10 protein-coding genes and 2 rRNA genes (1 of these 12 running past the window's edge) are annotated in these 13,283 nt (G+C 69.1%); 8 read left to right on the plus strand and 4 right to left on the minus strand.

Features of this window, described 5'->3' with window-relative positions; genetic code table 11:
• Positions 1 to 124 precede the first annotated feature (124 nt).
• The gene (locus tag OG444_RS18375) at positions 125 to 988 is read left to right on the plus strand and encodes a pentapeptide repeat-containing protein (protein WP_442810559.1); all 864 of its coding nucleotides are present in this window, start codon (positions 125 to 127) and stop codon (positions 986 to 988) included.
• A 188-nt stretch (positions 989 to 1,176) separates the two neighbouring features.
• Here OG444_RS18375 and OG444_RS18380 read toward each other — a convergent pair whose 3' ends face one another.
• On the minus strand, positions 1,177 to 2,328 hold the full coding sequence (locus tag OG444_RS18380) for an alpha/beta fold hydrolase (protein WP_327263210.1): 1,152 nt from the start codon (positions 2,326 to 2,328) through the stop codon (positions 1,177 to 1,179).
• Between the two features lie 409 nt (positions 2,329 to 2,737).
• On the opposite strand from OG444_RS18380, the gene OG444_RS18385 reads away from it, so the two are divergent.
• The 6 genes from OG444_RS18385 (at position 2,738) to OG444_RS18410 (ending at position 9,805) form a co-directional block, all read left to right on the plus strand.
• Positions 2,738 to 3,046 (plus strand): hypothetical protein, encoded by a 309-nt coding sequence (locus OG444_RS18385; protein ID WP_008742356.1) that lies wholly within the window; start codon positions 2,738 to 2,740, stop codon positions 3,044 to 3,046.
• Positions 3,047 to 3,148: 102 nt separating this feature from the next.
• Positions 3,149 to 3,976 carry a hypothetical protein gene (locus tag OG444_RS18390; RefSeq protein ID WP_327263211.1) on the plus strand — a complete coding sequence of 276 codons (828 nt, stop codon included), beginning with the start codon at positions 3,149 to 3,151 and terminating at the stop codon, positions 3,974 to 3,976.
• A complete protein-coding gene (locus OG444_RS18395) occupies positions 3,966 to 5,285 on the plus strand; it encodes a hypothetical protein (RefSeq protein WP_327263212.1) in 1,320 nt (439 codons plus the stop codon). Before OG444_RS18390 ends, OG444_RS18395 begins: the two co-directional genes overlap by 11 nt.
• The gene (locus OG444_RS18400; protein ID WP_327263213.1) at positions 5,282 to 6,844 is read left to right on the plus strand and encodes an SCO6880 family protein; all 1,563 of its coding nucleotides are present in this window, start codon (positions 5,282 to 5,284) and stop codon (positions 6,842 to 6,844) included. The genes OG444_RS18395 and OG444_RS18400 overlap by 4 nt, the downstream gene beginning before the upstream one ends.
• Before the next feature lie 19 nt (positions 6,845 to 6,863).
• Positions 6,864 to 8,282, plus strand: coding sequence for an ATP-binding protein (locus tag OG444_RS18405; RefSeq protein WP_327263214.1), 1,419 nt, complete (start codon positions 6,864 to 6,866; stop codon positions 8,280 to 8,282).
• Positions 8,283 to 8,284: 2 nt separating this feature from the next.
• The gene (locus OG444_RS18410; RefSeq protein ID WP_327263215.1) at positions 8,285 to 9,805 is read left to right on the plus strand and encodes a type VI secretion protein; all 1,521 of its coding nucleotides are present in this window, start codon (positions 8,285 to 8,287) and stop codon (positions 9,803 to 9,805) included.
• Here OG444_RS18410 and OG444_RS18415 read toward each other — a convergent pair.
• A complete protein-coding gene (locus OG444_RS18415) occupies positions 9,802 to 10,371 on the minus strand; it encodes a GNAT family N-acetyltransferase (protein ID WP_442810560.1) in 570 nt (189 codons plus the stop codon). The two genes, OG444_RS18410 and OG444_RS18415, sit on opposite strands and share 4 nt — an antisense overlap.
• Positions 10,372 to 10,410: 39 nt before the next feature.
• Between OG444_RS18415 and OG444_RS18420 the strand changes: the two genes are divergently transcribed.
• Complete coding sequence (locus OG444_RS18420) at positions 10,411 to 11,241, plus strand: DUF3626 domain-containing protein (protein WP_327263216.1); 831 nt, start codon at positions 10,411 to 10,413, stop codon at positions 11,239 to 11,241.
• 61 nt (positions 11,242 to 11,302) lie between these two features.
• Here OG444_RS18420 and rrf read toward each other — a convergent pair.
• Positions 11,303 to 11,420, minus strand: a 5S ribosomal RNA gene (gene rrf / locus OG444_RS18425).
• A gap of 76 nt (positions 11,421 to 11,496) precedes the next feature.
• Positions 11,497 to 13,283 (minus strand): 23S ribosomal RNA (locus tag OG444_RS18430) (it continues 1,336 nt past the right edge of the window).

Consider the following 13,283-nt stretch of genomic DNA (forward strand, 5'->3'; position numbering starts at 1 on the left):
CGGGGATGCTCACCGCCGCCGCCCCGTTGATCAAGCCCCGAACGCCCCCGCACGCTCCACGCACGCACCGGCTGCACACCGGGTACGCACCGGGTACGCGAGGACGCGGGCCCGACAGGAGACAATGGAGGACGTGCCGAGTACCCCCACCGCCCCCGACGCTCCCGACGCCCCCGCCGCTCTCCCCGGGCTTCCCGTCCTGCAGGCCGACTGCGCGAACTGCTTCGCGCTCTGCTGCGTCGCCCTCCCCTTCGCCAAGTCCAGCGACTTCGCCGTGAACAAGCCCGCCGGAACCCCCTGCAAGAACCTCCAGCAGGACTTCCGCTGTGGCATCCACACCCGGCTGCGCGACAAGGGCTTCCAGGGCTGCACCGTCTTCGACTGCTTCGGCGCGGGACAACAGGTCTCCCAGGTCACCTTCGGCGGCCGCGACTGGCGCAGCCACCCCGGCACCGCCCGCCTGATGTACGAGGTCTTCCCGGTCCTGCGACAGCTCCACGAGCTGCTCTTCTACGTCAGCGAGGCCCTGGCCCTCCCGGCCGCCGCCCCGGTCCACCCCGAGCTGCGCCGGGCCCTGACGGAGACCGAGGCATGGACCAGGGCCGACGCGGAGGCCCTGGCGGACCTGGACGTCGGTGCGATCCGGCAGCAGATCAACACCCTGCTCCTGACGACCAGCGAACTCGTACGGGCGAAGGCGCCGGGCCGCAAGAAGAACCACCGCGGGGCCGACCTGATGGGCGCCCGCCTCGCGGGAGCCGACCTCCGCGGCGCGAACCTCCGCGGTGCCTACCTGATCGCCGCCGACCTCACCGGCGCCGACCTCCGCACGGCCGACCTGATCGGCGCGGACCTGCGCGACACCAACCTCCGCGGCGCGGACCTGCGCGGCGCCGTCTTCCTCACCCAACCCCAGCTGAACGCGGCCCAGGGCGACGCCACCACCCGGATTCCCCCCACCCTCACCCGCCCCACCCACTGGACCTGACCCCACGGGCCTCGCGGGCTCCGCGGGCCTCGCGGGCCTCGTCGGCTCCGCGGGCCCTGTCGGCCCTGCCAGCCCCACGGGCCCCGCCGACGCTCGAGGCGCCCACCCAGCCCGCGGGCATTGCGGCGCGGGACCCCGAGCGAGCGAGCCCCGGAAACAACCGCGCCGCACCCGTACCTCGCGCGGCCTCACACCCGCGCCAGGAACCCCCGCACGGCAGCGACGTACCCCTGCGGGTCCCCCACCCGCACCGCATGCCCAGCCGGCAACTCGACCAGCCGCACCCCCGCCCTGCGCACCGTCATCTCCCGCGCGTGCTCCGCCGACAGCACCCCGCTCCGGTCCCCCCGCACCAGCAGCGTCGGCTTGCGCACCTCCAGCCAGTCCCCCCAGTGGTCCCCGTTCAGCCCCCGCTGGGACGCCACCATGTCCTCCACCTCGAACACGGTCCCCCAACCGTCCGGGTACTCCTGCAGCGACCCCTCCAGATGCGGCGCCGCGCTCCCCACCCCCGCCAGGAACGCGGCCCGGGTCCCGGCCCGCCTCGGCCACTCCCGCGCGAACGACAGGTCGCCCTCGACCACCGCCCCGATGTCCTCGACCACCACCGCCCGCACCAGGTCCGGCCGTCGCGCCGCGAGCTGGTACGCATTGACCCCGCCCAGCGAATGCCCCAGCACCACCGCGGGCCCCAGCCCCAGCTGCTCCAGCAGGGCCGCCGCATCGGCCACGTACCCGTCCCGGGTGTACTCCCCCGCGCGATCCGAGCGCCCGTGCCCCCGCTGGTCCAGGGCGATCACCCGCCACGCCGGACCCAGCTCCTGGGCCAGACGCCCGAAGCCCGCCCCGTCCTGGAAATGCCCGTGCAGGGCCAGCAGCGGCGCCCCCGGCCCGCCGAAGTCCGTGTACGCGAGCCGCCGCCCGTCCGGCGTCACCATCGCCCCCGGCAACGGCCCCAGCTTGTCGATGACCCGCTGCCGCAGCAGCTGGTACTCCTCCCACCGCCTCCGCAACCGCCCGCCCGGCCGCTTCACGACCCGTCCCGGCGTGACCGCCTCCCCACGCCGGAACTGTTCCCGCGTCAGGTCGATGCGGATGCCCCCGGGCAGCAGGTTCCACCAGTGGTAGCCCTCCTGCCGACCGTCGTGGAACACCTCGCCCATCATCAGGTCCCCGCCCACGAGGTCCTGCACCACGAGGGCGGTGATGTCACAGTGCCCCCAGGCCGGATTCTCCGGAGTCCAGGGGATCTTCGTGATGTCGGAGGGCTCGCAGGTCTCGGCCGACCATCCCGCCCGGATGGCCGCCTCGAGGTCCGCGAGAGTCCATGGAGTCGTCATGCTCCCCAGCCTCACGCACCCCACTGACAACGCCCTCGCCACGCCCCCACCGCGCTCCCGCGCACGGATGAAACGACTGAAGGACCATCGGACGCATGTCCGCGGATCGGCTCGGTGACACGCGACACCACTGCTCCGAACGGCGGCCCCTCACCCCACCCCCCGTACGCCGAGACGACAATCATTGCCCGGCGTCACCCCCCGTGATACACAGAGTGACCGCATGTTCTCGCGCGTACACACCGCCCCTGCCCAGGTCAGAGCGCGGAAGCGGAGCGCGACCCGCGAGATCGGGTAAAGAGAGCCGTCAAGTCGACGACGGCGGCGGTTTCATCAGCGAAGATAGTGCGTAACCCCTGCCGTCGGGCAAGGGTCTTCCGGAACTACCCATACAGGGGCGGTGAGTTACATGATCCTGGCAGCCGAAAAGGGCGACATCACCACCATCATCGGCGGAATCGCCCCGAACTGGGGGCCTTTCGGCAGTCTCGGCAACGAAGCGAAGGTCATGATCGAGGTGGTCATGGCCGTCGCGATCCTGCTCTGCCTGGGCATCGCCATCTGGGGGGCGGCCAAACAGCGCATCGGTGCGACCGCCCTGCGCGACACGTTCAGCGCGGAACAGGGCAAGGGCCTGATCGTGGCCGGGCTGACCGGAGTCTTCATCATCGGCTCCCTCGGGACGCTGTTCACGATCGTCTACGGGATGGCCGTCTAGCCGGGTCGCGCGCCTGGCCCCGTAGCTGATGACGCATCACCACACCACATCCACGCGGGAACCAGCGCTACCGTCGTACGACGCGGAGGGGGCGGACAGGGAATGAGCAACGACGACCAGTACGGCGGCGGCTACGGCGAGGTCGGCGGCACCGGCCAGACCCGCACCCGCCTTCCGGACTCCCCGGCCGACCCGTACGGCCCCACCCGCCGCACCCCACGCACCTCGCGCAGCCTGATCACCGTGGTCGGCGTGGTGGTCCTCCTGATCGCCGCCATCGCCTTCGCCAACTCGGGCCCGGACACCCCGTCGGACCCCGCCTCGGACAAACCCCCGACGGACTCCTCCACGGCAGCCACGGGCACGAACCCGGTGACGGGCAAATCGGCCGGCATCCCCAAGGGCTTCGCCCACGACGAACAGGGCGCCCAGTCGGCGGCCGCCAACTTCGCGGTGGCGCTCGGTTCCGACGGCATGTTCAAGAAGAACACCCGGCACGCTCTCGTCGACGGGATCTACGCACCCGAGGTGGCGGCCCGGCTCAAGGGCCCTCAGGACGAGGCCTACTCGGCCGACTTCCTCGCCAAGCTGGGGCTCGACGCCAACGGCAACGCACCGCAGGGCAGCACGTTCGTCACCCGCACCGTCCCGATCGGCACCCGCGTCGAGAGCTACACGCCGGCCGGCGCCAAAGTCGCCGTCTGGTACACCGGCCTGATCGGCATGTCCGGCCCCAAGTCCACCGACCCGGTGCGGACGCTCTGGAAGACCTGGACCTTCGAGCTGAGTTGGATCGGGGACAGCTGGAGAGTCGTCGACGACACCCAGCAGGACGGACCCGCACCGGTTCCCGGCGATGTCCCTGTGTCGACGTCGGACGACATGAGCAAGGCCATCAAGGAATTCGGGGGATTCACCTATGCCCGCTAGCCTCCGGCTGCCCGCCCGGCTGGGCCTGATCGCCTCCGCCCACCTCGCCGTGCTGGCCCTGGCCACCCGCGCACAGGCCGCCCCCGTCCCCGCGCCGACCCCCACACCGCAGGCGACCACCGACCCCTGCGCCCTGCTCGACGGCCCCTCCAAGCAGTACTGCCAGAGCGGCACGGGCACGTCCGGCGGCACGCCCAGGACAGGACTGGCACCCAGCGACGGCGGAGACGCCCTCAACCCCCTCGCCTCCCTCGCCCGCGGCTGCGCCGACGCCGCCTCCTGGATCGTCACCAAGCTGAGCGAAGCGGTAAAGGGCTCGGCCGAGGTCGACTTCACCAACCCCGCTTTCCTCAAGCAGTACGCCGTCGTCTTCGCCGCCTCCACCATCCTCACGCTCGTCCTCTGGCTCTTCGCCGTCGCCAAGCGAGCCGTCCGCGGAGTCCCCCTCACCACCGCCATGTCCGAAGCCATCGGCTTCCTCTGGCTCACCGTCCTCGCCTCCGCCTTCACCCCCCTGATCCTCTACACCGTCGTCTCCGCCACCGACGGCGTCACCGAGGTCATCGCCTCCGCCGCCGGCGGCCAGACCGACGTCTTCTTCGGCTCCTTCTCTGAAGCCCTCAAGAAGGGCGACGACATCGGCGGCGGCCCGATCATGCTGATCGTCGTCTCGCTCGTCACCGTCCTCGCCGCAGGCGTGCTCTACCTGGAGCTCTTCATCCGGGCCGCCCTCCTCTACGTCGGCGCCCTCCTCGGCGTCGTCGTCTACTCCGGGCTCGTCGACCGCAACCTCTGGGGCCACGTCCGCCGCTGGGCCGGCATCATGATCGCCGTCATCCTCGTCAAGCCGGTCATCGTCATCGTCCTCGGCCTCGCCGGAGCCCTGACCGGCGACAAGGGCCCCAACGCCTTCTCCGCCGTCGTCACCGGCCTCGCCATCATCCTCCTGGCGATCTTCGCCTCCGCGATGATCTACCGCTTCGTCCCCGGCTTCGGCGACGAGATCGCCTCCGCCCGCTCCAACCGCAGCAAGGCCACCGACGGCGCCCAGGCAGCCGCCGTCATCAGCTCCCCGGCCTCCCTCGTCTCGCAGGGCATCAAGACCCACAGCAGCCGCGGCGCCCACCGCGGCGGCGACGGCGGCGGCAACAGCGCGCCCCGCCCCGCCAACCCCATCTCCGGAGGCGTCGCCGCCCACAGCAGCCGACCCGCCTCCGGCGGCGGAGCCGGCGGCGGATCTGTCCCCTCCGCCGCACCCCCGCCCCGCACGAGCTCGAGCACGAGGAACACAGGAGGTGACGGGCGTTGACGACCCAGTCCCACCAGATGCACCCGGTCGCGCCCCGCCGCACGTATCTCATCGGCCGGGCCCGGCCGAACGCGATCGTCGGCAAGAACCGCGAGACCGGCGAGATCGCCCTGATCATCGCCGGGGCGTTCTTCGGCATGATGAGCGGACTGCTCGTCCCCGACCTCACCCTGCGCATCGTCAGCCTCGCCGGCTTCCCCATGATCGCGCTCGCCGCCGTGTACGTCCCGTACAAGGGCCGCACCTTCTACCGCTGGTTCGAGATCAGCCGCAGCTACAAGCGCACCCTGCGCCGCGGCACGACGTACCGCTCGGGCGCCATGGAAGCCGGCATCCGCGGCTCCGACGGCCGCGAGGTCGAAGTCGGCCCGCCCCCCGGCATCGGCCGGATCAACTGGCTCGCCGCACCCTTCGGCCCCGACGAGATCGCTGTCCTCCTGCACGCGGACCGCCGCACCGTCACGGCCGCCATCGAGATCGAGGGCCCCGGCGTCGGCCTGCGCGACAGCGAGGACCAGGAAGCCCTCGTCGACCGCTTCGGCACCCTCCTCAAGCACGTGGCCAACGGCGACGGCTTCGTCACCCGCCTCCAGATGCTCGCCCGCACCCTCCCCGCCGACCCCGACGCACACGCCAAGGACGTGGCCCAGCGCGGCGACACCCAGGCCCCCGGCTGGCTGCGCGAGTCCTACGACCAGCTCCAGTCGATGGTGTCCACCTCCTCCGAGCAGCACCGCGCGTACCTCGTCGCCTGCATGCACTACACCCGCGAACTCGCCGCCGAGGCCAACGCCATCGCCCGCGCCGGCACCCCCCACAAGGGCCGCAAGCTCGACCGCGACTCAGGCCTCGCCATCGTCATGGCCCGCGAGCTCACCGACATCTGCGCCCGCCTCGCCGAGGCCGACATCCGCGTACGCCAGCCCCTCGGCCAGGGCCGCCTCTCCTCCCTCGTGCACTCCATGTACGACCCGGACCACCCCATCGACCACATCCAGGCCATGACCAAGCGCAACGCCTGGCCCGCCGAGCTCGACGCCGTGGAACCCACCTTCCTCCAGGCCAAGACCCGCGAGTCCTCCACCCGCGCCCCCTGGTGCCACGCCACCGCCTGGGTCAAGGAGTGGCCGATGACGCCCGTCGGCGTCAACTTCCTCGCCCCGCTGCTCGTCCACACCCCCGACGTGATCCGTACCGTCGCCGTCACCATGGACCTGGAGCCCACCGAGGTGGCCATCGAGCGCATGCTCACCGAGAAGACCAACGACGAGGCCGACGCCTCCCGCGCCGCCAAGATGAACCGGACCGTCGACCCCCGCGACATCGCCGCCCACGGCCGGCTCGACCAAAGAGGTGAAGATCTCGCCAGCGGTGCGGCGGGAGTCAACCTCGTCGGGTACATCACGGTGTCCTCGCGTTCGCCGGAGGCCCTCGCCCGCGACAAGCGGACGATCCGCGCCTCCGCCGGAAAGTCGTACCTGAAGCTCGAATGGTGCGACCGCGAGCACCACCGCGCCTTCGTCAACACCCTGCCGTTCGCCACCGGCATCCGACGCTAGCTGGAGGGAAGTGCCGCCCATGCGAGATCCCATGACAGCGCTGACGGACGCCTTCACCAGCTTCCTCTTCGGCAAAGTCGAAACCACGCGCCTGCCCGTCCGCACCTCCACCGGGCAGGCGCAAGCCGTCTACCTGCCCACCGCGGCCCCCGGACTCGGCGACTCCGGCGTCATCATCGGCCGCGAGGTCTACAGCGGCAAGGGCTACATCTACGACCCCTTCCAGCTCTACGGACAGCAGCTCCCGGCCCCCCACTGGCTGGTCCTCGGCGAATCCGGAAACGGCAAGTCCGCCCTGGAGAAGACCTACGTACTGCGCCAGCTCCGCTTCAAGGACCGCCAGGTCGTCGTCCTCGACGCCCAGGGCGAGGACGGCGTCGGCGAGTGGAACCTGATCGCCCAGCAGCTGGGGATAACCCCCATCCGCCTGGACCCCATCGCCGCCAACGACGACGGGATCCGCCTCAACCCCCTCGACCCGGCCATCACCGCGACCGGGCAGCTCGCGCTGCTCCGGACCATCATCGAGGTGGCCATGGGCCACGGCCTCGACGAGCGCGCCGGCTTCGCCCTCAAGGTCGCGCACGCCTACGTGGTGGACACCATCACCACCCGCCAGCCGGTCCTGACCGACATCGTCGAACAACTGCGCCACCCCGAGCCCGAATCGGCCCTCGCGATGAACGTCGACATAGACGATGTCCGGGCCTGGGGCCTCGACGTCGCGCTCGTCATCGACCGCCTCGTCGACGGTGACCTGCGCGGCATGTTCGACGGCCCCACCACGGTCGGCATCGACCTCGACGCCCCGCTGATCGTCTTCGACCTCTCCCACATCGACCGCAACTCCATCGCGATGCCGATCCTGATGGCGATCGTCGGCGTCTGGCTGGAGCACACCTGGATCCGCCCCGACCGGAAGAAGCGCATCTTCCTGGTCGAGGAGGCCTGGCACATCATCAACAGCCCCTTCGTCGCCCAGCTGTTCCAGCGCCTGCTGAAGTTCGGCCGACGCCTCGGCCTGTCCTTCGTCGCCGTCGTCCACCACCTCTCCGACGTCGTCGACGGCGCGGCGGCACGTGAGGCGGCAGCCATCCTCAAAATGGCCTCGACCCGAACGATCTACGCCCAGAAGGCGGACGAAGCCAGAGCGACGGGCCGGGTCCTGGGCCTCCCGCGCTGGGCGGTCGAAATCATCCCGACCCTCACCCCCGGCATCGCCGTCTGGGACGTCAACGGCAACGTCCAGGTGGTCAAACACCTGATCACCGAGGCCGAACGGCCCCTCGTCTTCACGGACCGCGCCATGACCGAGTCCTCCGCCCCCACCCGCCTGCCCGCCGACATGCTCGCCGCCGAACTCGAGGCGGAGGAAAGGGCCCTGTCCATCGAACGCAGCCGCGGCGGCGGCCCTGGTTCCGCGACCACGGTGGCCTGACCATGCCCGACGCACGACGTGGCGGCGGCGTCCCGGACAGCCTGCTGGTCGGCCTCCTGGCCTTCCTCCTGGGCCTTGCCGTCCTGGTCTGGTCGGCCACCGGCCTGGCGGCCGTCGTGGCCAAGGGCGCCTGGCCCGACACCGTCACCTTCACCCGGACCCCGGAGGCCGTCCGCGCCCTGATAGCGCAGCCGCACGACATCCCGGCCGCCTGGCCCGACACCGACCCGGCGGCCCTGTCGGGCTGGGGCCTGTTCTGGGGCCTGTTCGTCAGCCAGCTCCTGGTGATGTTCGTACTCACCGTCTTCGCCATCGGCGTGATCGCCCGCACCAAGTCCCGCCGCGCCCTGTCCAGACAACCCCCAGCAGAACCCCCGACCCCGACGCCGTTCGAGCCACGCGTACCCGAAGCCACCCCAGCCCCACCGCCCTTCGAGCCACGCGAGTCCGGGGCCAATCCAGCCCCGCCGGCGTTTGAGGCGCGGGGGTCTGGGGGCAGCGCCCCCAGCGGCTCCGCCGCACCGGTCGACGAGGCCTACCGCTACGGCTTCGGCTACGCCCCCCGCCCGACGGCGCCCACCGCCACCGCGACGGCCACGCCGGCGCCCAGCACCCCACCCGCCCTCACCTACGCCGGCCCGAACGACCGCTTCCACGCAGCCGCACACCGCATCGCCGAGACCGAGGGGGCGGCGCTCGTCGTCACCTCCTCCCCCACCCTCTGGGCGGAGACCAAGGACGCCCGCGCCAAGCTCGGCCCGGTCCTCCTCTACGACCCCTCCCACCTCTGCGACACCCCGGCCCGCATGCACTGGAACCCCGCCGAGGGCTGCGCCGACCGCGACACCGCCGCCGCCCGCGCGATCGCCCTGCTGGCCCCCGTACGACCCCAGGCCCGCATGGACGCCGCAGTGGCCGACACCGCGGAAACCCTCCTGCGCAGCTGGCTCCAGGCCGCCGCCCTGGACGACCGCCCGTTCAAGCTGCTGCACCGCTGGACCCAGGGCAACAGCGCCCAGGACCCGGTCCGCATCCTGCGCACCCACCCCCAGGCCGCCCCCGGCGCAGCCGGCGAACTGGAGAGCGCCCTCACCGCCCACCCCGAACGCCGCGAGCTCGCCCAGAACCTGACGGCCCGGGCCCTTTCGTGCCTGACCTCGATCCACATCCGCGAGGCCTGCAACCCGAACCGAACAGATGCCCTCACCCTGGCATCATTCGTCACCGAAGGGGGCACCCTCTACCTGGTGGGTGAACCTCTGGAGGATCCCCGCACCCACCCGGGTGCGATGCCCCTGCTCACCGCACTCGCCTCGCACGTGGTCGAGCACGGCCGCCGCATGGCCGCACGGTCATCCCACGGTCGGCTCGACCCACCACTGTCCCTGGTGCTGGACGACGTGGCCGCCGTGGCCCCGATCCCCCAGCTCCCGGAACTCCTCACCGAGGGCACCCTGCCCCTGCTCGCCCTGTGCCGCAGCCGCGAACAGGCCCGCTCCCGCTGGCCGCAGGCCGACTTCTAGACCGCAGTCGGCCGCCGGTACACGTACTCCAGCTCCTTGGCGCCCGTACCCCCGGGCACCGGCACGACCGTGCCGCTCGGCTCGAACCCGTACCGCCGGTAGAAGGCCCCGGCCCGTGCGTTCTCCTCGTGCACGAAGAGCCGTACGTGCTCCAGCACCGGCTCCTCCAGCCCCCAGGCCCATTCCAGCGCGGCCTCGAACAGCGCCTCGGTCAGTCCGGTCCCCCGCTGCCCGCTCCGCACGAACACCCCGACGACGTGCCCCTGCGTCTGCTCGACGGCCTGATCGAAGAAGTCGGTGGTCCCACCCTCCTCGACGAGCACGGTCACCGACCCGTTCCAGGTCCCGTCGGGCGCCTCGGCCACGAACTGCCGGGCCGCGCGCCCATGGGACGCGCCCTCGGCACGCCCCTGCCAGAACTCGTCGGACCTCTCCTGCGCCTGCTCCACGGTCTCGAGGAAGGCCACCGGCGCCGCCGGATCCCGCAGGGCGGCGATCCGCAGCTCCTTGACCTTCGCCCACTCATCACCACGTACCGCACGTATCACGTGCCGGATCTCGCTCATGCCTCGAAATCCTAGCCACGGATCACCGATGCTTCACTTATGAATTCGCACGTCAAGGCCCTGCGCCACGTCGCCGCGCGCGCTCTCGGCCCGCCCCTGGACCCGACCCTCGCGGTGACCCTGAACTTCCACCCCGACCGCCGGTCCGGCGACCGCCCGATCCTCGCCGCACTGGCCGAAGCCGGCGTGTACCGCTCCCAGTTCGTCACCGGAACCAGCAACGGCGGTCTCACCGCCCACCCGGGCGGAGCACGCTGGCAGTGGGAGAGCCGCATATTCGGCGGCGCGTACGACGACGCCCCACCCGAATCCCGCCCGGTCTACGGCGCCCTGAACTTCCGCCACCACCCGGCCGGCGCCGCTCCCCGCTTCGGCTCCGCCCACTTCCGCCTCACAGCGCAGGCCCTCTCCCGGACCACCTTCTGCTACCCGGACAGCTACCTGGAACCCGAATCCTTCGGCGTGGCGGAGCACATGTCCCTGATCGCCCTGGCCGAGGCCGACGACCAGGACGCCCTCGACGACTACATCGAGGCCCAGGTCCACACCCCGGTGCTGCTCGCACACGACGTGGCCGCTCTCGTACTGGACCCCAGCTACCGGAACACGGAGGTCGAGGCAGCGGCCGCCGAGCTCCCCTGCCCGACGGAATGGCACCCGGGCTTCCACCTGACGGTCGAAGAACTCCGCCGTCACCCCGACTACCGCGGCCAGGAGTACGTGGACCTCGGCGCGGAAATCGCCGTCGAGGGCCGGCTCACCCCATACATCCTCGGCGAAGCGGCCCGCACCGGCCGGTACGACGAACAGGCCCTCAAGCGGGTCTGGCACTGTCTGGCCCGCTTCGGAGACCGACGGAACAGCCGATAAAAAGCGTCCAGAACGCAGAAAAGCCCCGCACCATAAGGTGCGGGGCTTTCCCACAATGATTGTTCGGCGGCGTCCTACTCTCCCACAGGGTCCCCCCTGCAGTACCATCGGCGCTGAAAGGCTTAGCTTCCGGGTTCGGAATGTAAACCGGGCGTTTCCCTAACGCTATGACCACCGAAACACTATGAAATTTGAACGCTGGTGTTTTCACAGCTGTTCGTTATTTCAGAACTAACACAGTGGACGCGAGCAACTGAGGACAAGCCCTCGGCCTATTAGTACCAGTCAGCTTCACCCGTTACCGGGCTTCCACATCTGGCCTATCAACCCAGTCGTCTACTGGGAGCCTTACCCTCTCAAGGAGGTGGGAATACTCATCTTGAAGCAGGCTTCCCGCTTAGATGCTTTCAGCGGTTATCCCTCCCGAACGTAGCCAACCAGCCATGCCCTTGGCAGGACAACTGGCACACCAGAGGTTCGTCCGTCCCGGTCCTCTCGTACTAGGGACAGCCCTTCTCAATATTCCTACGCGCACAGCGGATAGGGACCGAACTGTCTCACGACGTTCTAAACCCAGCTCGCGTACCGCTTTAATGGGCGAACAGCCCAACCCTTGGGACCGACTCCAGCCCCAGGATGCGACGAGCCGACATCGAGGTGCCAAACCATCCCGTCGATATGGACTCTTGGGGAAGATCAGCCTGTTATCCCCGGGGTACCTTTTATCCGTTGAGCGACGGCGCTTCCACAAGCCACCGCCGGATCACTAGTCCCGACTTTCGTCCCTGCTCGACCCGTCGGTCTCACAGTCAAGCTCCCTTGTGCACTTACACTCAACACCTGATTGCCAACCAGGCTGAGGGAACCTTTGGGCGCCTCCGTTACCCTTTGGGAGGCAACCGCCCCAGTTAAACTACCCATCAGACACTGTCCCTGATCCGGATCACGGACCGAGGTTAGACATCCAGCACGACCAGAGTGGTATTTCAACGGCGACTCCACAACCACTGGCGTGGCTGCTTCAAAGTCTCCCACCTATCCTACACAAGCCGAACCGAACACCAATATCAAACTGTAGTAAAGGTCCCGGGGTCTTTCCGTCCTGCTGCGCGAAACGAGCATCTTTACTCGTAGTGCAATTTCACCGGGCCTATGGTTGAGACAGTCGAGAAGTCGTTACGCCATTCGTGCAGGTCGGAACTTACCCGACAAGGAATTTCGCTACCTTAGGATGGTTATAGTTACCACCGCCGTTTACTGGCGCTTAAGTTCTCAGCTTCGCAACCCCGAAAGGTCACTAACCGGTCCCCTTAACGTTCCAGCACCGGGCAGGCGTCAGTCCGTATACATCGCCTTACGGCTTCGCACGGACCTGTGTTTTTAGTAAACAGTCGCTTCTCGCTGGTCTCTGCGGCCACCCCCAGCTCACGGAGCAAGTCCGATCACCAGTGATGGCCCCCCTTCTCCCGAAGTTACGGGGGCATTTTGCCGAGTTCCTTAACCATAGTTCACCCGAACGCCTCGGTATTCTCTACCTGACCACCTGAGTCGGTTTAGGGTACGGGCCGCCATGAAACTCGCTAGAGGCTTTTCTCGACAGCATAGGATCATCCACTTCACCACAATCGGCTCGGCATCAGGTCTCAGCCTTAATGAGGGACGGATTTGCCTACCCCTCGGCCTACACCCTTACCCCGGGACTACCACCGCCCGGGCTGGACTACCTTCCTGCGTCACCCCATCGCTTACCTACTACCACCTTGGGTCAGCGGCTCCACCACTTTCCTTTCCCCGAAGGGTCCGGAACGGCTTCACGGCTTTAGCATTAGAGGATTCGATATTGGGCGTTTCAAAGCGGGTACCGGAATATCAACCGGTTGTCCATCGACTACGCCTGTCGGCCTCGCCTTAGGTCCCGACTTACCCTGGGCAGATCAGCTTGACCCAGGAACCCTTAGTCAATCGGCGCACACGTTTCTCACGTGTGTATCGCTACTCATGCCTGCATTCTCACTCGTGAACCGTCCACAACTAGCTTCCGC

Origin of the sequence: Streptomyces sp. NBC_01232, assembly GCF_035989885.1 — a bacterium.
Classification (GTDB): Bacteria; Actinomycetota; Actinomycetes; order Streptomycetales; family Streptomycetaceae; genus Streptomyces.

Bases quoted from the DNA above. Each gene is read 5' to 3' on its own strand.
- OG444_RS18375 (WP_442810559.1), top strand. From the start codon at position 125: ATGGAGGACGTGCCGAGTACCCCCACCGCCCCCGACGCTCCCGACGCC.
- OG444_RS18380 (WP_327263210.1), bottom strand. From the start codon at position 2,328: ATGACGACTCCATGGACTCTCGCGGACCTCGAGGCGGCCATCCGGGCG.
- OG444_RS18385 (WP_008742356.1), top strand. From the start codon at position 2,738: ATGATCCTGGCAGCCGAAAAGGGCGACATCACCACCATCATCGGCGGA.
- OG444_RS18390 (WP_327263211.1), top strand. From the start codon at position 3,149: ATGAGCAACGACGACCAGTACGGCGGCGGCTACGGCGAGGTCGGCGGC.
- OG444_RS18395 (WP_327263212.1), top strand. From the start codon at position 3,966: ATGCCCGCTAGCCTCCGGCTGCCCGCCCGGCTGGGCCTGATCGCCTCC.
- OG444_RS18405 (WP_327263214.1), top strand. From the start codon at position 6,864: ATGCGAGATCCCATGACAGCGCTGACGGACGCCTTCACCAGCTTCCTC.
- OG444_RS18410 (WP_327263215.1), top strand. From the start codon at position 8,285: ATGCCCGACGCACGACGTGGCGGCGGCGTCCCGGACAGCCTGCTGGTC.
- OG444_RS18415 (WP_442810560.1), bottom strand. From the start codon at position 10,371: ATGAGCGAGATCCGGCACGTGATACGTGCGGTACGTGGTGATGAGTGG.
- OG444_RS18420 (WP_327263216.1), top strand. From the start codon at position 10,411: ATGAATTCGCACGTCAAGGCCCTGCGCCACGTCGCCGCGCGCGCTCTC.